The following is a 21,657-nucleotide window of genomic DNA, read 5'->3' on the forward strand; positions in this document are numbered from 1 at the left end:
TACCATTTTCACTACTATTTGCTACAGAGCAACATTACGCGGCGTTCGTATCTTTCAGCACGCCGCGCTTGATCTGGTCCAGCTCGATCGATTCGAACAGGGCGCGGAAATTGCCTTCGCCGAAGCCCTGGTCGCCCTTGCGCTGGATGATCTCAAAGAAGATCGGGCCGATCACCGTCTGCGTGAAGATTTGCAGCAGCAGCTCGCGTTCGTTTTCCGTGCTGTGGCCATCGATCAGGATGCGCAGGCGGCGCAGTTCTTCCAGCTGCTCGCCATGGTTCGGCAGGCGGCGGTTGACCAGCTCATAGTAAGTTTCAATCGTATCCTGGAAATCGATACCCGTATCGCGCATGCCTTGCACGGACGCGTAGATATTGTCCGTGCCCAGGGCGATGTGCTGGATGCCTTCGCCATGGTACTGGTCCAGGTATTCGGCGATCTGCGACTTGTCGTCCGACGATTCATTGATCGGAATGCGGATCTTGCCGCACGGCGAAGTCATGGCCTTCGATTTGAGGCCCGTCAACTTGCCTTCGATGTCGAAATAGCGCACTTCGCGGAAGTTGAACAGGCTTTCATAGAACGTCGCCCATTCCTTCATGCGGCCACGGTGCACATTGTGCGTCAGGTGGTCGATATACGTCAGGCCATGGCCGACGGGGTTGGCGACGGCGCCGGGAATGGCGACGAAGTCGACGTCATAGATGCTGATGTCGCCGATGCCGCCTGGTGCGGCCGCGTCCGGCTTGTCGGCGCCCTTGCCGCGCCAGCGGTCGACGAAGTACAGCAGGGAATCGCCCACGCCCTTGATGGCGGGGATATTCAGCTCCATCGGCCCCGTTTTATTGTCGAAGCCCCAGGCGCCCAGTTCCAGCGCGCGGCGGTACACGAAGGCCGCGTCGTCGACGCGGATGGCGATGGCGCACACGGACGGGCCGTGATGGCGGGCAAAACGCTGCGCGAACGAATCTTGTTCGGCATTGATGATGAAATTGATGTCACCCTGACGGTACAGGGTCACATCCTTGTGGCGGTGGCGCGCGATGGCCGTGAAGCCCATGTTCTCGAACAGCTTGCCCAATGCTTTTGGGTCTGGTGCTGCATACTCGACGAACTCGAAACCATCGGTACCCATCGGGTTATCCCAAGGCTGAAATTGCATGATGTCTCCTCCAAGAAGTAGCGCACAGTATAGGCGCGGTCTGTGGGCATTAAATGCCAAAGATCTCCCGAACAATCATGATTTGCGCAATAATATTGCGTGAAACAAGAACCACCGGAGGAAGCATGAGCAAAATTACGCTGGATAAAACGGATCGCAAGATCCTCGCCGTCCTGCAGGCCGATGGCCGCCTGTCGAACCAGGACGTGGCCGAGCAGGTCAGCCTGTCGCCGTCGCCATGCTTGCGCCGCGTCAAACGGCTGGAAGAAGCGGGCGTGATCCGCCAGTACGTGGCCCTGCTGGATCCGGAAAAGATCGGTCTGGGCTTGCTCGCCTACGTCAACGTACGGCTGGAAAAGCACAGCGACGCCACGGCGCACAGCACGGCGCGCGTGCTGGCGCCGAATCTGGTGACGAATACCTCGCCGCGCGCCGACTTCGCCGTGGCCGTGGCGCAATGGCCGGAAGTGGTGGCCTGCTATGCGATGACGGGCGAAATGGATTATCTGTTGCGCGTGCACGTGGAAGACATGGAGCACTTTTCGCGCTTCATGATGGCGACCTTGCTGCGCCACCCGGCCGTGCTGGACGTGAAATCGAGCTTCGCCTTGCAGCGCATCAAGGATACGACGGCCCTGCCCTTATTGTGACGGCGGCCCGGGCTTCTTCTTGCGCCCCGGCAAGCGATCCCACAATTTGAACGCGGCGCGCGCATTGGCCTTGAACGTGTAGTCGAACATGGCGAACTGTTCCTGCACGGCTTCCTGCAGCATGCTGGTCGGATTCGGCGGCAACAGTTTCAGATATGCATCGGCTTCGCCATAGTCGCGCTGGATTTCCATGCCCGCCTTCTTGGCGATATGCATCATCGTCTTGTTCGACGACAAACAATGCATGTACAGGGTATCGACATCGTTGTTACGGCAGTGAATCGCCGCCCGTTCGAACAGTTTCGACCCCACGCCCATGCCGCGCATGGATTTCGACACGGATACGCCAAACTCCGCCACCTGTTCCTTGTCCGTGACGACACTTTTCGCCGGCGACTGGTCCTTCGGCGCGAACGCCAGGTGCCCCACGCCCACCAGCTTGAACAGGCTGTTGTAGACGCCGTAGATCATGTCGCGCGAAAAATCCATCTTTTGCACGTACTGGGCCACGAGTTCATCGGGCAAGGCGCTGCCGAAGCGCAGCAGGCGGTCGCTTTTCTCGAGCGACAGGAAATGCTTCATCATGCGGCGCCGGTCGCGCTCATGCAATTGCTTGACGAGCACGGTCGGACGCCCGCCACCGCTACGGCTGAGCCAGCGGCGAAACGGGTTTTGAAACAGCTTGGGTAAGGTCACGTCGACTCCTGGGGGCGGTGCTGCGGCACGTCAGGCTGGTATTGTGCGGTGCAACATTGTGGCGCCATTGTAGCCTATTCCCGCCACTCAAGCCTGGGCCAGGAACGCTTGCACGGCCGCCACCCGCGCCGCGTGGATGACTTCGGGGATGCGTTTCGGCTCCGCACAGCCTTGCGCCAGCGCACCCGCATTCACGGCGCGCGCCGCGTCCAATCCGCCCTGCAGCCGCGCCGCCTGAGGGAAATCGCCAGTGACCAGCCCGTCGCAAGCGACGGCTTGCAGCAGTTGCGCAAAGCGCTGCGGCTTGCGCAAGCCGTCGCAGCGCTCGCACAAGCTCACCACGGCTTCGGCGCTCAGCGCCAGCGCGCCATTGATATGGTCCCGTTCGCGCGCCGCCATGACGGCCAGCTCGCGGCACTCGTTGGGCACGCGCAAGCGCTCGCTCAGTTGCTCGATGGCATCCTTGCTCATGCGCAGCATCAAGGCCGCGAAACGCACGGGCAAGTCATGACCTTGCGCTGCCGCATGGTCGACGACTTGCAGCAAGCGCTCGCTCAGCGTGATTTCGCCCATGATGCGCGCCAGGGCGCCGCATTCGTGCAGCACCGTCAGCATGCGCGAAGGATGGCTTTCCATCAGCCCCTTGGCCACTTCCTGCCACACGCGCTCGGCCACCAGGGCGTCGACTTCGCCGTCGGCCACCATGCGGCGCATCAAGGCCAGGGTGGCGGGCGCGACAGTAAAAGTATGAAAACGGGCGGCAAAGCGGGCCAGGCGCAAGATGCGCACGGGGTCTTCGCCGAACGCGTCGGAGACGTGGCGGAAGATTTTATTGCGAATATCCTCGATACCGCCGAACGGATCGGTCAACGTCCCGTCCTCGGCCCGGGCGATGGCGTTGATGGTCAGATCGCGGCGCACCAGGTCGTCTTCGAGGGTGACGTCGGGCGCCGTGTGGAAGACAAAGCCCCGGTAGCCGGGCGCCGTCTTGCGTTCCGTGCGGGCCAGGGCGTATTCTTCCTGCGTCTTCGGGTGCAAAAACACGGGGAAATCCTTGCCGACTGGGCGGAAGCCCTGGCGCAGCATGTCTTCCGGCGTGGCGCCCACGACGACGTGGTCGTGGTCTTTCACGGGCAAGCCCAGCAGTTGGTCGCGCACCGCGCCACCGACCGTGTAAATCTTCATAACACTCTTTTCTTATTCAGGTAATTCCGCGTCGTGCTTGGCAGCGACTTCCGTTTCCGCCAGCGCTTCCGTGATCCAGCGGGCCACGGCCGGGTGCGCCTGCACGCGCTCGCAATACGCGTTCAGGGCCGGCGCCAGGCTCACGCCATACGTGCGGAAACGCATGACGACGGGGGCGAAATACGCGTCGGCGATGGAAAAGTCGCCAAACAGGAACTGGTGGTGGCCAAAGCGCGACAGGCACTCTTCCCAGATTTCGCTGATGCGGCCGATGTCGGCCTGCGCAGCGGCCGTGCGGCCACGTCCCGGCAATTTTGCCTTGATATTCATCGACATGTCCGTGCGCAAGCCGGTAAAGCCGGAATGCATTTCCGCGCAGATACAACGCGCCATGGCGCGCGCGGCCACGTCTTGCGGCCACATGTGTTTATCGGGAAACTGCTCGGCCAGGTATTCGCAGATGGCCAGGCTGTCCCAGATCGTGATCTCGCCCGCCAGCAGCACGGGGACCCGGCCGCAGGCCGAATATTCGGCGATCTTGGTAGCCGTGTCGCTCTGGTCGAGCAGCACGCGCACTTCCTGGAACGGGATGCCGAAGGCCGTCATGGCCACCCACGGGCGCATCGACCACGATGAGTAATTCTTGTTGCCGATGATGAGGGTCAGGCCCGGCTCGCGCGCGGCGGCCAGGGTTTGCGTCAGGCTGGGATCAAGGATGGTCGTTTGCATGGTCGGCGGACTTTAGTTGGATGATGGCAAATCGGCGGAAACGGCGCTGTTTTTCGGCCCTACGGTGCCCAGGCGCGCCTTCAGCGACTGCGGGCTCTTCTCGAACAGGGCAGCGTAATAGGTGGCGTTGGCCATCACGTTTTTCACGTAGCCGCGCGTTTCCGTGTACGGAATGATCTCGGCAAAGACGGCGCCTTCCAGCGGACGCGTCATGGTGGCGCGCCAGATGCGCAGGCGCCCCGGTCCCGCGTTGTAGGCGGCGCTGGCCAGCACTTGCGAACCGTCAAGACCGCCAAGCACCATGTTCAGGTAATTCGTGCCCAGCAAGACGTTGGTGCGCACATCGCTCAACGTTTCCGTGACGAAATCGGTGAGGCCGATCTTCTTGGCGACATAACGGGCCGTCGACGGCATGACCTGCATCAAACCGGAGGCGCCCACGTGCGACTGCGCATCCATGATGAAGCGCGATTCCTGGCGGATCAAGCCATACACCCAGGCCTTGTCCAGGCCCAGGGTTTGCGTGGCCGGGTGCATGACGTCGTCGTGCGGCGTCGGGTAGCGCTGCGTATAGTCCACTTCCAGGCGCGTGCGGTCCGAGGTGTTGACCATGCGGTCGAGCACATTGTTCTGGCGCGCAAATTCCGCGGCCGCCAGATGCTGGCGGTCCGTCATCGAACGCAATTCCCAGTTCCACTCGCGCGTGCCTTCGAAGCGCAGGCGCATGTTGAAAAATTTCAAGGCGCGCTGCAAGCCCGGATTGGCGGCCATGGCGGCGATTTCCGTCGGACTGACCGGCTGGCCCGGCGGCGGCAAGACCAGATGGTTGCCCAGCTCTTCATTGGCCAGCAAGCCATAGAAATTCGACTGGTCGGCAATCGTGCGGTACAGGGCGTCCGCCTGCGGGTTCGGGCGGCCCGGCGTTTCCGCCTGCTGCGCGCGCGCCAGCCAGTACACCCAGGTGGGATCCGTGCGCAAGGACGCCGGCATGGCCTGGATGGCGGCCTTCACCAGTGGCCAGTTGCCTTCACGCAAGGCGATACGCGCCTTCCATTGCATCTGCTCCTGGGTCAGGGGGGCACCATTAGTTTTTTGCCAATATTCAAACGCTTCCGGCGCCAGCGCATACGACGCTTGCAGGGCCAGGCTGGCCCAGCCGATGGCCTGTTCCTGCGGCGTCAATTGCGCGCTCGCCTTTTGCAGGGCCACGACGCCCAGTTTCAAGGTGCTTTTCGCCATGCGGCCGACGGCCACCAGGTACATTTCGTGGTCGGCACGGCTGGCGCCCGCGCCCTTGGCCAGCACCAACGCCGGCAAGTCGATGGCTTGCGCCATCTTCGCGTCGGAGGCGCCCAGCAGCAGCGCGATGCGACGGGCCGGGCCCGTGGCATTGGTCTGGCCCGCCAAGCGGATCTGCGCCCACAGGTCATTCGTGTCGAACTGACCATTTTGCGCCAGTGCCGCGATCAGGCTGCCGCACGCTTCGCCATAGCCGGGCGGCGAGACGAGCAGGTTGCGCGCCTCGGACGCCACGTTCTGCCCCTTGGCGGCGCGCGACATCAGCGCGTAGCACTTGAGCTGGGTGTCGTCGTCGAGGGCGAATTGCGGGTATTGTTCATCAAACACGACCCAGTCGCGCTTGCGGCCCAGTTCCAGCAGCCAGTCGTTGCGGAAGCGGTCGGCGATGGCGCTGCCCTTGTAGCGGTTCAGGTAATCGCGAAATTGTGCCTCGGTCAACTGTTTGATGCGCGGTTTCAGCCGATAATAGTCGACATACGAGGGAATCTGGTAATTCGTCAGGCGCCCCGCATAAAAGTCGGCTTTTTCGACGTCATCCTTGCGCGCGGCGTCGCGCAGCAGCAGGAAGGCATCGTCCTCGCTGCGCGTGTCGGGAGCGGCGGGCGTTACGGTAGCGGACACCTGGGCCAGGGCGGCCAGGGGAGACAAGGCCGATGCAACACACAGCATCGTGCCGGCAATCCATTTCAGTGGGGAAATCAATGTACGACTCTCAATCTTAACTTGATGGTGATATGAATAGCGACCCTAGAATAACATGCGATCCGGCTGCACGGCCACCCATTGCGCCACAGGAAAAAGCCGGCTTGCGCAAAGCCTTGCTGGCGGCCCGGCGCGCCCTGCCCGACGCCACGCGCGCGCAGTGGGATGCGGCCATCGCGCAGCGCCTGCTGGACTGGTGCGCGCAGGAAAACATCGAGGAACTGGGCGTGTACTGGCCCCTGCATGGCGAGCCGGACTTGCACGGCGCGTATGCGCAGCTGGCGGCGCGCGGCGTGCAATTAAGCTTGCCGGTGGTGCTGGAAAAGCATGCGCCGCTGGCATTCAGTGACTGGCGGCCCGGAGAAGCGATGGTCAAGGATGGCATGGGCGTGGCCGTGCCCGCCGAATTGCGCCTGCGCCCGGCGCCCGGCACCCTGCTGGTACCTTGCCTGGGTTTTAATGGGGAACGGTACCGGCTCGGCTATGGCGGCGGGTATTACGACCGCACCCTGGCGGCCACGCCCCGCCCGCGCACGGTGGGCATCGCCTATGCTTGCCTGGCGGCACACTTTCCCAAGGGCGAATACGACATCGCCCTCGATCACATCGTGACCGAGGGCGATCTGCTCTGACGGATCAGACGGGGATTACTTGACCAGGCGCTGCCACAGTGCGGTCGTGGGCGCCGCCTGGTTCATGCTATAGAAATGCAAGCCTGGCGCGCCGCCTTCCAGCAGGCGTTCGCACAAGCCCGTCACCACGTCCAGGCCAAAAGCCTTGATGGACGCGCTGTCGTCGCCGAAGCTGGCCAGTTTCAGACGCACCCAGCGTGGAATTTCCGCGCCGCACATGTCCGAAAAGCGCATCAGTTGTGTGTAGTTCGTGATCGGCATGATGCCGGCCACGATGGGCACGTTGATGCCCATCTTCTGCGTCTGCTCGACAAACTGGAAATACGCGTCGGCATTGTAGAAGTACTGGGTGATGGCCGCATCGGCGCCGGCCTGCACCTTGCGCGCGAACGCGTTCAAGTCGTCCTGCGGCGAACGGGCTTGCGGGTGCACTTCCGGATAGGCAGCCACTTCGATATGGAAATGGTCGCCCGTCTCGGCGCGGATGAATTCCACCAGCTCGTTGGCGTAGCGGAACTCGCCCGAGGCGCCATAGCCGCTCGGCAAGTCACCGCGCAAGGCCACGATGCGGTTCACGCCGGCCGCCTTGAAGTCGGCCAGCACGGCGCGGATCGATTCGCGCGAACCGCCCACGCAAGACAGATGGGGCGCGGCCTGTTCGCCGGCCGCCAGGATCTCGCGCACGGTGTCCAGCGTACCCTGCTGCGTCGTGCCGCCGGCGCCAAACGTCACCGAGAAATACTTCGGATGCAATTCAGACAACTTGACACGCGTGGCGCGCAGCTTTTCCGCCCCTTCCGGGGTTTTCGGCGGGAAAAACTCAATACTGAAGTTATGCTTTTCCATCGTCGTTGCTCAAAAGTAAGGTCGACAAGGCCCAGGAAATGATGCTGTACAGAATGGCACCGCCCACGGCCGACCAGAAACTGGCGACATGGAAACCAGCGATCATCTGCGCCACCAGCCAGAACATGAAGCCGTTGATGATCAAAATGAACAGGCCCAGCGACAAGAACGTCACGGGCAGGGTCAGCAGGATCAGCAAGGGACGGATCAGCGCATTGACCAGCCCCAGCACGGCAGCGGCCAGCAGCGCGGTCCAGCCGCTGCTCATCGTCACCGAGTGCATCAAATAAGGGACGGCAAACAGGGCCGCCGCATTGATAAACCAAATCAGTAGCAAGCGCATTTCTCTAGCCTGTCAAAAGTGAGGTCAGGCCGGCGCCAGGCGTCGGCCCTCGGAGGGTGAGTGACAGCCCCGGACTACCGATCAGTAACGGTAGTGTTCAGGTTTATAAGGGCCTTCCGTGCGCACGCCGATGTAGTCGGCTTGCTCTTGCGTCAGTTCCGTCAGCTGCGCATTCAACTTTTTGAGTTGCAAACGAGCGACTTTTTCATCGAGGTGTTTCGGCAAGGTGTACACGCCGACCGGGTAGTTGGCCGTGTTCGCGTACAGTTCGATCTGCGCGATCGTCTGGTTGGCGAACGACGAGCTCATCACATACGACGGGTGGCCCGTGCCGCAACCGAGGTTGACCAGGCGGCCTTCAGCCAGCAGGATGATGCGGCGGCCCGACGGGAAGATGATGTGGTCGACTTGTGGCTTGATGTTTTCCCACTCGTATTGTTTCAACGAAGCAACGTCGATTTCATTGTCAAAGTGACCAATGTTGCAGACGATGGCCTGGTCTTTCATGCGCGTCAGGTGATCGTGCGTGAGGATGTGGTAGTTGCCGGTGCAGGTGACGAAAATGTCGCCGTGTTCGCACGCGTAATCCATGGTCACGACGCGGTAGCCTTCCATCGCCGCCTGCAGTGCGCAGATCGGATCGACTTCCGTTACCCATACTTGCGCCGACAGGGCGCGCATGGCCTGGGCCGAACCCTTGCCCACGTCACCGTAACCGGCGATGACGGCGACCTTACCGGCGATCATCACGTCGGTGGCGCGCTTGATGCCGTCGACCAGCGATTCGCGGCAGCCATACAGATTGTCGAACTTCGATTTCGTGACGGAATCGTTCACGTTAATCGCAGGGAAAGCCAGCTTGCCTTCCTTGTGCATCTGGTACAAACGGTGCACGCCGGTGGTGGTTTCTTCCGTCACGCCGAGGATTTCCGGCAGGCGCTTCGAGTACCAGGTCGGGTCGGCCAGCAAGTACTTCTTGATCGAGTTGAACAGGCAGATTTCTTCTTCCGAGCCTGGATTGGCCAGCACCGACAGGTCGGTTTCCGCGCGCACGCCCAGGTGCAGCAGCAGGGTCGCGTCGCCGCCATCGTCGAGGATCATGTTCGAGTAGACGGCCTTGCCATCCACGTTCGGCCATTCGAAGATGCGGTGCGTGTATTCCCAGTAGTCGTCCAGCGACTCGCCCTTGACGGCGAACACCGGCGTGCCGGCGGCAGCGATGGCGGCGGCGGCGTGATCTTGCGTGGAGTAAATGTTGCACGATGCCCAACGCACTTGCGCTCCCAGTGCTTCCAGGGTCTGGATCAGCACGGCGGTCTGGATGGTCATGTGGATGGAACCGGTGATGCGCGCGCCTTTCAGAGGCTGCGCTGCCGCGAATTCTTCGCGGATGGCCATCAGGCCAGGCATTTCCGTTTCAGCAATCTTGATTTCTTTGTCGCCCCATGCGGCCAAGGTGATATCGGCGATGGTGTAGTCGTGTTGCGATTTGAGTACGGCGTTCATCACGCCCTCCTTTCAGTTGTTGAAAAAGGTACGTGAGCGCAGTTGCAGGATATTCCGAGCCTGGCGAATTTCTTCGTCGCAACGCTCCTCGGACACGGGATTTTATCATTGTCAAGGCCGCCGCGCCAGCCTGTTTGCACGGCATTGCCACGTAACAACACATAAAAAAAGCGCCCGCGGCCAGCAGGCCGGGGCGCTTTTCTTGCAAATCCGACTAGATTACTTCAGGCCGGCAGCGTCGCGCAGCAGGGCGACCTTGTCCGTGCGTTCCCACGTGAATTCCGGCTCTTCGCGGCCGAAATGGCCGTAGGCGGCGCTCTTCTGGTAGATCGGGCGCAGCAGGTCGAGCATTTGCACGATGCCCTTCGGACGCAAATCAAAGTGCGCCAGCACCAGCTTGGCGATTTCCGCGTCGGGAATCACGCCCGTGCCTTCCGTGTAGACGGTGATGTTGATCGGCTTGGCCACGCCGATGGCGTAGCTGACCTGCACCTGGCATTGGCGCGCCAGGCCGGCCGCGACGATGTTTTTCGCCACGTAGCGGGCCGCGTACGCTGCCGAACGGTCGACTTTCGACGGGTCCTTGCCCGAGAACGCGCCGCCGCCGTGCGGGGCTGCGCCGCCGTAGGTGTCGACGATGATCTTGCGGCCGGTCAAGCCGCAATCGCCTTGCGGACCGCCGATGACGAAACGGCCCGTCGGGTTGACGAGGAATTTGGTCTCCGTCAGCCATTCGCGCGGCAGGATCGGCTTGATGATTTCTTCGATGACGGCTTCTTCGATCTGCTTGTGCGAGATTTCCGGCGCATGCTGGGTCGACAGCACGACCGTGTGCACGCCGACCGGGCGGCCATCGACGTAGCGCAGCGTGACTTGCGATTTCGCGTCCGGACGCAGCCATGGCAAACGGCCATCCTTGCGCAGCTGCGACTGGCGCTCGACCAGGCGGTGCGCGTAGTGGATGGCGGCAGGCATCAGCTCGGCCGTTTCATCGCAGGCGTAACCGAACATCAAGCCCTGATCGCCAGCGCCTTGATCCAGGTCAATACCCGCACCTTCATCGACGCCTTGCGCGATGTCCGGCGATTGCTTGTCGTAGGCCACCAGCACGGCGCAACCCTTATAGTCGATGCCGTATTCCGTGTTGTCGTAGCCGATGCGTTTGATGGTTTCGCGCGCAACTTGAATATAATCCACATTGGCGTGCGTGGTAATCTCGCCAGCCAGCACCACCAGACCGGTGTTGCACAGGGTTTCGGCAGCCACGCGGGCGGCTGGATCCTGGGTCAGGATGGCGTCAAGAATGGCGTCGGAAATTTGATCGGCAACCTTGTCGGGATGGCCTTCCGAAACGGATTCGGAAGTGAAGAGATAGTCGTTTGACATTGCAAGCTCCTGTTTACTATGTGAATGTTCTGTCGCAGTAAAGAGGATTTTGCCTGCGACGCTTTAGCGAGATTTATATTCCGCATCGCAAGTTGTCTATTAACTCAGCGGTTACTGCATACGTGGTATTTTACGCTTCTTAAAAAATTTTGGCACGGCAACACGCCATTCCTGGAAACCGCTTATACATGTTAGTCCCAATTTTCCGCTTCTTATCGATCTTTCCCCTGCCCGTCCTGCATGGTCTGGGCGCTGCGCTCGGCTGGGTAATTTACGCCATTTCCCCGTCCTACCGCCGCCGCATGCGCGAGAACCTGCAAGGTGCGGGGTTTTCGCAACACTTGCACACGGCCGTGGCCGAAGCGGGCAAGAGCGTGCTGGAACTGCCGTTCATCTGGTGCGCGCCAGCCGAACGCGTGGCACGCCATGCGACGGTGGAAAACTGGGAACTGGTGGAAAAAGCGCTGCAGCATGGCCGCGGCATCGTCTTCCTGACGCCGCACCTGGGCTGCTTTGAAATCGTCGCCCAGCAAATCGCGCTGCGCACGCCGCTCACCGTGATGTACCGTCCGCCCAAGCGCGCCGCATTGAAGCCGCTGATCGAAGGAGCGCGCGCGCGCGAAAACCTGATGCTGGCGCCGGCCAATATGTCGGGCGTGCGCATCTTCGCCAAATGCCTGAAGAAAGGCCAGCCCATCGGCCTGCTGCCCGACCAGGTGCCGCAGGAAGGCGAAGGCGTGTGGGCCGATTTCTTCGGCCGCCCCGCCTACACCATGACCCTGCCCGCCAAGCTGGCGCAGATGGGCGGCGCCGAAGTCATCATCACCTACGCGGAACGCCTGCCGGGCGGGCGCGGCTATGTCGTGCATTTCGTGCCCTTCACCGAGTCCCTCGACAGCACCTCGGCGGAACAGGCGCGCACCATCAATGCGGCCATGGAACAATTGATCGCGCGCAGCCCGGCGCAATACCTGTGGAGCTACAATCGCTATAAAGTGCCGCGCGGCGCGCCGCCGCCCACGCCCGCCGCGCCCGATGCCGCCGGGGAGCAGGCATGAGACTGCTGATCGCCTTCATGTGGCTGCTGCACTGGCTGCCCTTGCCCATCCTCGGCCGCTTCGGCGTGGCCGTCGGCAGCCTGCTGTTCATCGCCATGCCCACGCGGCGCAAGATTGCCCTGACGAATCTGCGCCTGTGCATGCCGGAATTGACGGAAGCCCAGCGCGTGGCGCTGGCGCGCCAGCATTTCCAGGCATATTCGCGCAGCGTGTGGGAACGCAGCATCCTGTGGTGGTCGTCGGAAGCGCGCCTGAACCGCCTGATCAAAAAGGTGCCCGCCTTCCCGGGCCAGCAGATCGCGGCCAAGCCGACCATCCTGCTGTGCCCGCACTTCGTCTGCCTCGACGTCGCCGGCGCCGCCACGGCCATGGAAATTTCCGCCTCGTCGATGTATGTGCAGCAAAAGAACGCCGCCTTCGACCAGGCCTTGCGCAACGGCCGTTCGCGCTTCAAGCCGCCCAAGCTGTTTACGCGCCAGGACGGCATCAAGACGATCCTGCGCGCACTGCGCGACGGCTTGCCGTATTTCATGCTGCCGGACATGGATTTCGGCGAAAAGGATGCGGAATTCGTGCCCTTCTTCGGCGTGCCCGCCGCCACCCTGACGGCCACGGCGCGCCTGGCGCTGGCCGCCAAGGCGCAAGTCATTCCCGTCATCGCCACCTTCCTGCCCAACTACCAGGGCTGGCAAGTGACGTATTACCCGGCGTGGGACGATTATCCGGGCGACGACATCACGGCCGCCACGCGCCGCATGAACGAATTCATCGAAGAGCGCGTGCGCGAAGCGCCGGCCGAATATTTCTGGACGCATAAACGCTTCAAGACGCGTCCGGAAGGCGAAGCATCGTTCTACAACCAGCACAAGTGATACGGCAGACCATGAAACTCCAATTTACCAAAATGCATGGCGCCGGCAATGACTTCATCGTCATCGACGCCATCCATCAAGACATCGACTTCACGCCGGCCCAGTGGCAGCGCCTGGCCGACCGCCGTTTCGGCATCGGCGCCGACCAGATCCTCGTGGTGGAAAAGCCGCGCCTGCCCGGCTGCGACTTCCGCTACCGCATCTATAACAACGATGGCGGCGAAGTCGAGCAATGCGGCAACGGCGCACGCGCCTTCGTCAAGTTCGTCAGTGAAAAAGGCTTGTCCGACAAGACCAGCATCCGCGTGGAAACCATGGCCGGCATCATCGCGCCGCGCCTGGAGATCGACGGCAGCATCACGGTCGACATGGGCGCGCCCGTGCTGGAGCCAAAGCTGGTGCCGTTCGATGCCAGCGGTCTGGACGGCATAGCGCAAGGCAAGGACACCGTGTGGCCGCTGGATCTGGCGCTGCCGGGCCAAACGTCGCCCGTGCTGGTGTCCGTCGTCTCGATGGGCAATCCGCACGCCGTGCAAGTGGTCGACGATGTCGATGCGCAAGACCTGGACGCGACGGGCCCGCGCATCGAGCACCACCCGCGCTTTCCCCGCAGGGTCAACGCCGGCTACATGCAGATCGTCGACCGCCAGCACGTGAAACTGCGCGTGTTTGAACGGGGCGCGGGCGAAACCCTGGCGTGCGGCACGGGCGCCTGCGCCGCCGCCGTGGCCGGCATCTTGCGCGGCTTGCTCGATTCCCCCGTGCGCATCAGCGCGCGCGGCGGCGAACTGTCGATCGCCTGGCAAGGCCCCGGCCATCCCGTCCTGATGACGGGCCCGGCCGTGACCGTGTTCGAAGGCACGATCGAACTGTAAGCGAATGAAAAGTCAGGCTGCCAGGAACTGCTGTTCCTGCGCAACGTCGAGTTCCGCCAGGTAGCACTTCAGGCGGTACAGGCGCTGCCGGTAATTGCCTTCCGGCCCCGCCACGCCGCAATCGACGCGCTCGAACAGGCGCACCGCCTGGTCGAGCAACTGGCGCTCCTGCGCCGTGCGGATCAATGCCAGGCGCCGCTTGCCGCGTCCATGCGTGGCGCTGATATCGATCAACAGACAATGCCCCTGGTCGGCCGCGTGTATATCGAGCAGCAATGCCTCGGCACGCGACAGATGAAAGCAGCGCGCCAGCGCCAGCCGCATCGCCAGCAGGGGATGGCTCTGGCCCAATTGCCGTAAATGCCCATCGGCGTGCATGGCGGCGCACTGGCCCCAGTCGCCGGGTTCGCCTTGCGGCGCGATCTTCGCCAGCGCCGCCTCCGCCTCGCGGCTGCCTTGCGCCTGCGCCTGCAGCAGCCAGTACGCGGCCCGCACATCGTTGTTGACGCCATCGCGGCGATTACGCCAGGCATGCATGCCGCACTCGAGCTGGGCCGGGCCATGCCCGAGGTCGGCGGCACGCTCCAGGCAGGAATGGGCTTCGACCACATTGCGCTGGGAAAATTCCGGTTTCGTATAGATGCGCGACAGCACGAACCAGGCTTCGGCCAATCCCTGCTCGCCAGCCTGCGTCAGCCAGCGCACGGCCCGCTTGAAATTGGCCGCGCCGTTGCGCGTGGCCAGCCGCTGGCCATGCGCATCCATGCGCGCATAGCCGAGTCCCAGCTCCAGCTGCGCCGTACGGTCACCGCCATGCGCGGCCAGCTCGCAACACTGCCAGCCTTCGGCATCGCCGCCAGGCGCCAGGGCCTGGGCGCAACGCGACAGCAGCAACACCTGCTGCGCGTCGAGGGCGATCGTGCGCGCCCCGGCCGCCGCCTGGCGCTGCAGCAACTCGCGCGCCAGCGGCAAGCCTTGCGACAGGAAGCCCGCATGGTTGCCCTGGCTCCAGGCCTGCTCCAGCCACGAGTACAGCGGCGCGTCGCCATTGAGGACTTGCTCGCCAGCAAGGCTGGTGTCCGGCCCGGCAGCGGCAAGCGATCCCTCTTGCATGGACAACAACCATTGTGCATCGGGCAAGCCGGCCCGCACGGCGGCGTCCAGCGCCACGCGCGCCTTGGCGCGCAAGGCTTCACAGTGGCTGGCGGCATTGCCCAGCACCAGTTGCGCCAGCACCAGGCCCGCCTGCACCAGGCCCGCATCGAACGCCTGCGCGTAATAGGGAATCAGCGCCTTGGCTGCCGGTTGCGCCACTTCGAACGGCACGTGCGTACCGATCAGCAAGCAGGCTTCCTCGCTATCCTCCTGGGCCGCCCGCGCCAGCCAGTGCAAGGCCGTCGGCAGGCTTTGCGGCACACCCTGTCCAAACAGATACACCCGTCCCAACGCCAGCTGGCAAGCGACATCGCCCGCGCGTGCGCCCTTGATCAATCCTAATGTTTCGCGATTTGCCATCGATTCTCGATATTGAGTCAATGATTCTAATAATAGTGAGCCATCTCCAGGCCCATCCATGCAGGCCGTCCCTTAGTGTAACGTCCTTGTGTCATAAATCCGACTAAGCCCGCTTAAGAACTTGATTCAACGCAACAATGTACTGGCCCTGACGCGCCAAGATGGCGAGGCGCCGCTGGCGCAACGATGGAAGAACGCTGGCCCTCGGCGCGGGATCGGCAGAAACCGTGCGTTACGAAAATACAACAGGGGCATGCAGTTATGCCGCTTTTCACCAATCTTTTCACGCACATTTGACCAATCCCGCACGTCTTGCGCGCCGACGAATTAAGGTTCATTCATCGAAACGCGACAGTTAGCGCATTTCAATCTGCTCGGATCTCGGACGGAACTCACTTTTAATAGGGAATAAGACATGAAAAAATCACTCGTTGCCCTCGCACTCTTCGGCGCCTTTGCCGCCACAGCACAAGCGCAGTCGTCCGTCCAAATCTACGGCACGATCGATGCTGGCCTGGGCAAATTGACTGGTGAAACCACCAAAGTCACCAAGCGCGACAACAACAAGCTGGGTTTCAAGGGCACGGAAGATCTGGGCAATGGCTTGAAAGCTATTTTCCAACTGGAAATTCGCTATGAATCCGACACGGGCACCATCGAAAACACCTCGGGCATCAATTCGCGTCCCCTGTTCCAGGGTCAAAGCCGCGTCGGCCTGCAAGGCGACTTCGGTACCGTACGCCTGGGCCGTGGCCTGACCGCTTTCCAGGAATCGAGCACCGCATTCGAACCATGGTCGGGCATGCCTACGACCGCCGGTTTCCAGACCGACCTGACCGTTGCCGGCTACACCAGCGATCCACTGAGCGCGCCAGGCAACTCGCGTAACCGCTTCTCGAACGCCGTGTTCTATAACTCGCCAGTCATCAGCGGCTTCCAGTTCAACGCCACTGTCGCCGCCAAGGAAGCCAATAACAACGCAGCTGTCAACAACCCGCCAGGCTCCAACAACTACTTCGTGCCAGCCAATGCCGTACCGGCGTCGAACCCATACTCGATCTCGGCCACGTACAACTATGGCCAATTCGCCGGTATGGCCGCGTATGAGCGCAATGGCCTGCAAGCCAAGCTGTGGTCGGTTGCCGCATCGTTCAATCCGGTAACGGAACTGAAACTGATGGCGTCGTACCAGCATCAGGATGACAGCAAATTCAAGATCATCAACACCGACACCAAAGCATGGCTGGTTGGCGCCAACTACGACGTCGGCCCAGGCAAGGTTCGCGCTGGCTACGGTCAAAAAACGCCAGACGGCGTGGCCAAGACCAAGCAGGCATCGCTGGGCTACGACTACAACCTGTCGAAGCGCACCTACCTGTACGCGGACATCTCGAACCGCAAGGATGTTGTTTCGAAGACCTACATCGGTCTGGGCGTACACCACAACTTCTAATGCCCGGCCTGTCACCCTCCGCGGGTGATTGCTGAGCTAAGAATGCAAGGCGGCATGGGCAACCATGCCGCTTTTTTCATGCGCGCGCGGAAAATGCATCGACGCCGGCCCCTTTGCGCCTATGCCGCCGCACTCTCGGTTAGAATGAAGTGTTCAACTTTCACTGACAGATATTCTCAATGACCGCCACACTCGATTCCAGCACCGTCGCCCAGTACCTGAGCGAGCACCCGAATTTCTTCGAAGAGCATACCGCCCTGCTCGGTGAGGTCAAGCTGAGCAGCCCGCTGACGGGACGCACCATCTCGCTGCAGGAGCGGCAGATGGAAGTGATGCGCGACAAGTACAAGGCGCTGGAACTGCGCATGTCCAAGCTGAGCCGCCTGGCCGAGGAAAATGGCGACATCGCCAGCAAATTCCACGGCTGGAACCAGGCCATGCTGCAAGTGCGCAACGACGCGGACATGCCGCGCGTGCTGGTCGACGCCTTGCAAAGCAATTTCGACGTGCCCTGCGTCAGCCTGCGCCTGTGGCAAGTGTTGCCGGAACACGCGAACGGCTGGTTCACGGAAGATGTGACGGCCGACGTGCGCATGTTCGCCAACAGCCTGCAAGCGCCGTACTGCGGCAGCAACCGCGATTTCGAAGCCGTGCACTGGTTGCAGGCCGATAAGATCGAATCGACCGTCATGATCGCCCTGCGCGCCCCGAACACCACGGGCACCTTCGGCTTGCTGGTGCTCGGTTCGCCCGACAGCGAACGCTTTACCTCGAGCATGGGCACGGACTTCCTCGTGCATATCGGCGCCACGGCCAGCGCCGCCCTGGCCGCGCTGCGCGCCAGCACGCCTGCCTGAGCACGCCATGGAGGCGCGCGGCAAGGCTGACTGGCTCGACGCCTATCTGGCGCAGCTGGCCACGCAGCGCAAGCTGTCGCCGCATACGCTGGACGCCTACGGGCGCGACTTGCGCACCTTGCTGGAACTGAGCGGCAATACGCCCTGGACGGCACTGGCGCACAATGAAGTGCGCCGCTACACGGCCAAGCTGCATGCCGGCGGCCTCGACCCGCGTTCGATCGCCCGCAAGCTGTCGTCGTGGCGGGGATTTTTCAACTGGCTCAGCGGCGAGACCCCGCTCGACGCCAATCCCGTCGACGGCATCCGCGCCCCCAAGCGGGCCAAGACCTTGCCGAAAGCCCTGTCGGTGGACGATGCCGTGCGCCTCGTGGCGCCCGCGCAACACCAGCAAGGCGCCGCGGAACCGGAACAGCTGTGCAACCGCGCCATGTTCGAACTGCTGTACTCGAGCGGCTTGCGCGTGTCCGAACTGACCAGCCTGGACACCCATTATTGCAAGGCCGACGGCGGCCAGCCCGCCTCGCTGGGCTGGCTCGACATGGCCAGCTTCGAAGTCATCGTCACGGGCAAGGGCAACAAGATGCGCAAGGTGCCCGTCGGCAAGGCGGCCCTCGTGGCCCTGACCGCCTGGCTGGGCGTGCGCCCGCCAGCGGCCGATGGCAGCGCTGCCTTGTTTTTAAGCACGCGCGGCACGCGCATCTCACCCCGCGTGCTGCAGCTGCGCCTGAAGGCGCACGCGCTGGCGACGGACATTCCCGCCAACGTGCACCCGCACGTGCTGCGCCACTCGTTCGCTTCGCACGTGCTGCAATCGTCGGGCGACTTGCGCGCCGTACAGGAAATGCTGGGCCATTCCAGCATCACCTCGACCCAGGTCTACACGGCCCTCGACTTCCAGCACCTGGCGCACGTGTACGACCAGGCGCACCCGCGCGCCAAGCTCAAGTAGGCAGCGGCGCCGGTGGGGCAGCCTGATCCATATCAAGCGGATGGGCGCACATTTGCAAGCTTTTGCAAAATTCCGGCATAATCGTCCGCATTCTTCCGCCTGCGCGGCGGCACCACCGATTACAAGGCATCTCTCATGGCACTGATTCCAACCACCATCCTCACCGGTTTCCTGGGCGCAGGCAAAACCACCTTGCTCAACCGCATACTGCAGGAAGAGCATGGCATGCGCATCGCCGTGATCGAAAACGAGTTTGGCCAGGAAAACATCGATAACGAGATCCTGGTGCAGGATAGCAACGAACACATCATCGAGATGAACAACGGCTGCATCTGCTGCACCGTGCGGGGCGACCTGATCGTGGGCCTCACGGAACTGGCGCGCAAACGCGACGCCGGCTTGCTGGCGTTCGACCGCGTCGTCATCGAAACAACGGGCCTGGCCAATCCCGGCCCCGTGGCGCAAACCTTCTTTGTCGACGAAGAAGTGGGCAGCCACTACATGCTCGACGCTATCCTCACGGTAGTCGATGCCCGCCATGCCATGAAGCAACTGGACGAATACGAGGAAGCCCAGCGGCAAGTGGGCTTTGCCGACAAGCTGCTGCTGTCGAAGACCGACCTCGTCAGCGAAGACGACGTGGCCGCGCTGACGCGCCGCCTGAAACGCATCAACCCGCGCGCGCCCATCGCCAAGGTCGATTTCGGCCGCGCGCCGCTGGCCGAGGTGCTCGACATCCGCGGCTTCAACCTGAATGAAAAGCTGGAACTGGACCCGGATTTCCTGGCGACCGAAACGGCGCACGTCCACGACCACGATCACGCGCATGAGCACGCAGATGAGCACGGCCACGGGCACAAGCATGAGCACAGCGACGCCTGCGCCACCGATTGCGGCCATGCCGACCATCACCATGCGCAGCACAGCGACGATATCGCCGCCTTTGTTTTCAAGAGCACGCAACCGTTCGACAGCGCCAAGCTCGACGAGTTCCTCGGCGGCCTGGTGCAAGTGTATGGCCCGCGCATGCTGCGCTACAAGGGCGTGCTGCTGATGCAGGGCGCCGAGCGCAAGGTGGTCTTCCAGGGCGTGCACCAGCTGATGGGCAGCGACCTGGGCGCCAAATGGGGCGAAAATGAAGTGCGCGGCAGCAAAATGGTGTTTATTGGCAAAAATCTACCAAAAGACATTTTTATTCGCGGACTCGAACAATGTTTGGTATAAACTAGCCGGGTTTTGCAAAGTATCCGTTGCAAAGCAGAAACAAAAGGGAAAGTTAAGCACGCTTTCCCGCTGTCTGACACCCGTCTTGCTGGCATAAACCAACAAGTAGCCGTTTCTGATCGGCTAGTCAACAAATCGGGATGGCAATATAAAGCAAAGCGTGCCAAAATCAGCGACGAAAACGGCCCATGTCGTTCGCCTGTCATGAAATGCTGGCAAACTGCCGCTGGCCGCATGCCAGGCATGCAACCGATCCACCCAACACGCCTGTTGACGCGCGCATAGCGCGACTGGCATAGAGCGGTAAAAAGTTATCAACATGGCACCTTAGCCGGCCGGTAGTCCTGGCTTTCGCCGGCAAGCCAAGGTCGCACGCAGTACAGCGGGACAGCAATGCCAAGCGGAACCTGTACAGTTGCTCGGTATCGCCGCATCAACTGATCAATTTGAAAACTCTGTCGTATCGAAGGTAAGCGAAGTTATGACCAAAACTAATAAATCGACCCCGGCCGCCAACCAAGACATCCCTCTCATCAGCGAAGACCAAATTCGCGCCATGAGCGAAGATGACTACATGAATCCGGCACAACTGGCATTCTTCAAGGCGCGCCTGCAGCAGCTCGAAAAAGACTTGCTGAAAAACGCTGGCGAAACCACGGAACACTTGCGTGAAACCGTGCTCGTACCGGACCCTGCCGACCGCGCCACCATCGAGGAAGAGCATGCGCTGGAACTGCGCACGCGCGACCGCGAACGCAAATTGCTGAAGAAAGTGCAGCAATCGATCGCCAGCATCGACGCCGGCGACTATGGCTGGTGCGAAGAAACGGGCGAGCCTATCGGCATCCCGCGCCTGATCGCCCGTCCGACCGCCACCCTGTCGCTGGAAGCCCAGCAACGGCGCGAACTGAAACAAAAGCTGTACGGCGACTGATCGCCCTCCCCTTGCGCGGCCGCCCCGGCGGCCCGCGATGGCGAATAAAAAAGCACACGACCTCCGGTTGCGTGCTTTTTTTTCGTCCCGCGCCGACTACACTGAAGCAAACACTGCCGCTTGCAATTGCCTTTTCCATCCCCACTTTTGAGCCATGGGCGCGCAATCGCATGGCCTTGCACGCATCGGCACGAATCTTTTGAGGTCACTATGGAACAATTTCACGGCACCACCATCCTCTGCGTCCGGCGCGGCAAGCAAGTCGCCCTGGGCGGCGACGGCCAGGTAACGCTGGGCAACATCGTCATGAAGGGCACGGCCCGCAAAGTGCGTAAGTTGTATCAGGGCAAGGTCCTGGTCGGCTTTGCCGGCGGCACCGCCGACGCATTCACCCTGCTCGACCGCTTCGAAGGCAAGCTGGAAAAACACCAGGGCAACCTGCTGCGCGCCTCCGTCGAACTGGCCAAGGACTGGCGCACCGACCGCGTGCTGCGCCGCCTGGAAGCGATGCTGCTGGTGGCCGACAGCGAGTCGACCCTGGTCATCACGGGCAATGGCGACGTGCTGGAACCGGAAGACGGCATCGGCGCCATCGGCTCGGGCGGCACCTACGCCCAGTCCGCCGCCAAGGCGCTGCAGGAAAACACGGAGCTCTCGCCGGCCGAGGTGGTCAAAAAATCGCTGACCATCGCCGCGGAACTGTGCATTTACACGAATATGTCCCACATCATCGAGACCCTGGACTAAGAGTCCCCGAGAAAACGCCCATGGCTGCGTTGCA

21 protein-coding genes and 1 riboswitch are annotated in these 21,657 nt (G+C 62.1%); of the genes, 11 read left to right on the forward strand and 10 right to left on the reverse strand.

Translation table 11 applies throughout. From position 1 onward, the window contains the following. Window positions 1–34 precede the first annotated feature (34 nt). The gene (hppD, locus tag VPH40_RS11690) at window positions 35–1,162 is read right to left on the reverse strand and encodes a 4-hydroxyphenylpyruvate dioxygenase (protein WP_099665780.1); all 1,128 of its coding nucleotides are present in this window, start codon (window positions 1,160–1,162) and stop codon (window positions 35–37) included. Between the two features lie 125 nt (window positions 1,163–1,287). On the opposite strand from hppD, the gene VPH40_RS11695 reads away from it, so the two are divergent. After that, window positions 1,288–1,812, forward strand: coding sequence for an Lrp/AsnC family transcriptional regulator (locus tag VPH40_RS11695; protein ID WP_034753092.1), 525 nt, complete (start codon window positions 1,288–1,290; stop codon window positions 1,810–1,812). Here the strand turns inward: VPH40_RS11695 and VPH40_RS11700 are convergent. From VPH40_RS11700 to VPH40_RS11715, 4 genes are all read right to left on the reverse strand, one after another. Continuing rightward, window positions 1,804–2,508: a GNAT family N-acetyltransferase gene (locus VPH40_RS11700; RefSeq protein ID WP_251349437.1), complete on the reverse strand. Its 705-nt coding sequence runs from the start codon at window positions 2,506–2,508 to the stop codon at window positions 1,804–1,806. The two genes, VPH40_RS11695 and VPH40_RS11700, sit on opposite strands and share 9 nt — an antisense overlap. Before the next feature lie 87 nt (window positions 2,509–2,595). Then, window positions 2,596–3,693 (reverse strand): multifunctional CCA addition/repair protein, encoded by a 1,098-nt coding sequence (locus VPH40_RS11705; protein WP_328573510.1) that lies wholly within the window; start codon window positions 3,691–3,693, stop codon window positions 2,596–2,598. 12 nt (window positions 3,694–3,705) lie between these two features. Then, a complete protein-coding gene (locus VPH40_RS11710) occupies window positions 3,706–4,422 on the reverse strand; it encodes a glutathione S-transferase family protein (protein ID WP_289899559.1) in 717 nt (238 codons plus the stop codon). A gap of 12 nt (window positions 4,423–4,434) precedes the next feature. Then, the gene (locus VPH40_RS11715) at window positions 4,435–6,390 is read right to left on the reverse strand and encodes a lytic transglycosylase domain-containing protein (protein WP_251349440.1); all 1,956 of its coding nucleotides are present in this window, start codon (window positions 6,388–6,390) and stop codon (window positions 4,435–4,437) included. Between the two features lie 137 nt (window positions 6,391–6,527). Here VPH40_RS11715 and VPH40_RS11720 point away from each other — a divergent pair, with 137 nt between their 5' ends. Next, window positions 6,528–7,055: a 5-formyltetrahydrofolate cyclo-ligase gene (locus VPH40_RS11720; protein WP_328573511.1), complete on the forward strand. Its 528-nt coding sequence runs from the start codon at window positions 6,528–6,530 to the stop codon at window positions 7,053–7,055. Between the two features lie 15 nt (window positions 7,056–7,070). Here the strand turns inward: VPH40_RS11720 and metF are convergent, their stop codons facing one another. The 4 genes from metF to metK all read right to left on the reverse strand — a co-directional run bounded on the left by metF (window position 7,071) and on the right by metK (window position 11,136). Continuing rightward, on the reverse strand, window positions 7,071–7,901 hold the full coding sequence (gene metF, locus VPH40_RS11725; RefSeq protein WP_034783533.1) for a methylenetetrahydrofolate reductase [NAD(P)H]: 831 nt from the start codon (window positions 7,899–7,901) through the stop codon (window positions 7,071–7,073). Beyond that, window positions 7,888–8,244: a phage holin family protein gene (locus tag VPH40_RS11730; RefSeq protein ID WP_099665786.1), complete on the reverse strand. Its 357-nt coding sequence runs from the start codon at window positions 8,242–8,244 to the stop codon at window positions 7,888–7,890. The genes metF and VPH40_RS11730 overlap by 14 nt, the downstream gene beginning before the upstream one ends. Before the next feature lie 81 nt (window positions 8,245–8,325). Next, on the reverse strand, window positions 8,326–9,750 hold the full coding sequence (gene ahcY, locus VPH40_RS11735; RefSeq protein WP_328573512.1) for an adenosylhomocysteinase: 1,425 nt from the start codon (window positions 9,748–9,750) through the stop codon (window positions 8,326–8,328). 27 nt (window positions 9,751–9,777) lie between these two features. Further along, window positions 9,778–9,846: riboswitch (S-adenosyl-L-homocysteine riboswitch) on the reverse strand. A gap of 123 nt (window positions 9,847–9,969) precedes the next feature. Beyond that, a complete protein-coding gene (metK, locus tag VPH40_RS11740; protein WP_034783537.1) occupies window positions 9,970–11,136 on the reverse strand; it encodes a methionine adenosyltransferase in 1,167 nt (388 codons plus the stop codon). 188 nt (window positions 11,137–11,324) lie between these two features. On the opposite strand from metK, the gene VPH40_RS11745 reads away from it, so the two are divergent. Genes VPH40_RS11745 through dapF form a run of 3 tightly spaced genes read left to right on the forward strand, consistent with a single transcriptional unit; the run spans window position 11,325 to window position 13,941 of the window. Beyond that, window positions 11,325–12,194, forward strand: a complete 870-nt coding sequence (locus VPH40_RS11745) for a lysophospholipid acyltransferase family protein (RefSeq protein ID WP_099665787.1) — start codon at window positions 11,325–11,327, stop codon at window positions 12,192–12,194. Further along, the gene (locus tag VPH40_RS11750; RefSeq protein WP_077398734.1) at window positions 12,191–13,066 is read left to right on the forward strand and encodes an LpxL/LpxP family acyltransferase; all 876 of its coding nucleotides are present in this window, start codon (window positions 12,191–12,193) and stop codon (window positions 13,064–13,066) included. Before VPH40_RS11745 ends, VPH40_RS11750 begins: the two co-directional genes overlap by 4 nt. Window positions 13,067–13,077: 11 nt before the next feature. Continuing rightward, complete coding sequence (gene dapF / locus VPH40_RS11755; RefSeq protein WP_328573513.1) at window positions 13,078–13,941, forward strand: diaminopimelate epimerase; 864 nt, start codon at window positions 13,078–13,080, stop codon at window positions 13,939–13,941. A gap of 12 nt (window positions 13,942–13,953) precedes the next feature. Here dapF and VPH40_RS11760 read toward each other — a convergent pair whose 3' ends face one another. Next, window positions 13,954–15,456, reverse strand: a complete 1,503-nt coding sequence (locus tag VPH40_RS11760) for a tetratricopeptide repeat protein (RefSeq protein WP_328573514.1) — start codon at window positions 15,454–15,456, stop codon at window positions 13,954–13,956. A gap of 415 nt (window positions 15,457–15,871) precedes the next feature. Here VPH40_RS11760 and VPH40_RS11765 point away from each other — a divergent pair, with 415 nt between their 5' ends. The 6 genes from VPH40_RS11765 (at window position 15,872) to hslV (ending at window position 21,623) form a co-directional block, all read left to right on the forward strand. Further along, the gene (locus tag VPH40_RS11765; protein WP_099665790.1) at window positions 15,872–16,909 is read left to right on the forward strand and encodes a porin; all 1,038 of its coding nucleotides are present in this window, start codon (window positions 15,872–15,874) and stop codon (window positions 16,907–16,909) included. 179 nt (window positions 16,910–17,088) lie between these two features. Next, window positions 17,089–17,766 (forward strand): DUF484 family protein, encoded by a 678-nt coding sequence (locus VPH40_RS11770; protein ID WP_328573515.1) that lies wholly within the window; start codon window positions 17,089–17,091, stop codon window positions 17,764–17,766. A gap of 7 nt (window positions 17,767–17,773) precedes the next feature. Continuing rightward, the gene (locus VPH40_RS11775; RefSeq protein ID WP_328573516.1) at window positions 17,774–18,718 is read left to right on the forward strand and encodes a tyrosine recombinase XerC; all 945 of its coding nucleotides are present in this window, start codon (window positions 17,774–17,776) and stop codon (window positions 18,716–18,718) included. Between the two features lie 135 nt (window positions 18,719–18,853). Continuing rightward, window positions 18,854–19,942, forward strand: a complete 1,089-nt coding sequence (locus VPH40_RS11780; protein ID WP_328573517.1) for a CobW family GTP-binding protein — start codon at window positions 18,854–18,856, stop codon at window positions 19,940–19,942. A gap of 481 nt (window positions 19,943–20,423) precedes the next feature. After that, entirely contained in the window at window positions 20,424–20,876 is a 453-nt protein-coding gene (gene dksA / locus VPH40_RS11785) for an RNA polymerase-binding protein DksA (RefSeq protein ID WP_034753066.1), read from the forward strand. 210 nt (window positions 20,877–21,086) lie between these two features. Then, complete coding sequence (hslV, locus tag VPH40_RS11790; protein WP_099665794.1) at window positions 21,087–21,623, forward strand: ATP-dependent protease subunit HslV; 537 nt, start codon at window positions 21,087–21,089, stop codon at window positions 21,621–21,623. The last annotated feature ends 34 nt before the right edge of the window (window positions 21,624–21,657 follow it).

Origin of the sequence: Janthinobacterium sp. P210005, assembly GCF_036231865.1 — a bacterium.
Taxonomy (GTDB): domain Bacteria; phylum Pseudomonadota; class Gammaproteobacteria; order Burkholderiales; family Burkholderiaceae_D; genus Janthinobacterium; species Janthinobacterium kumbetense.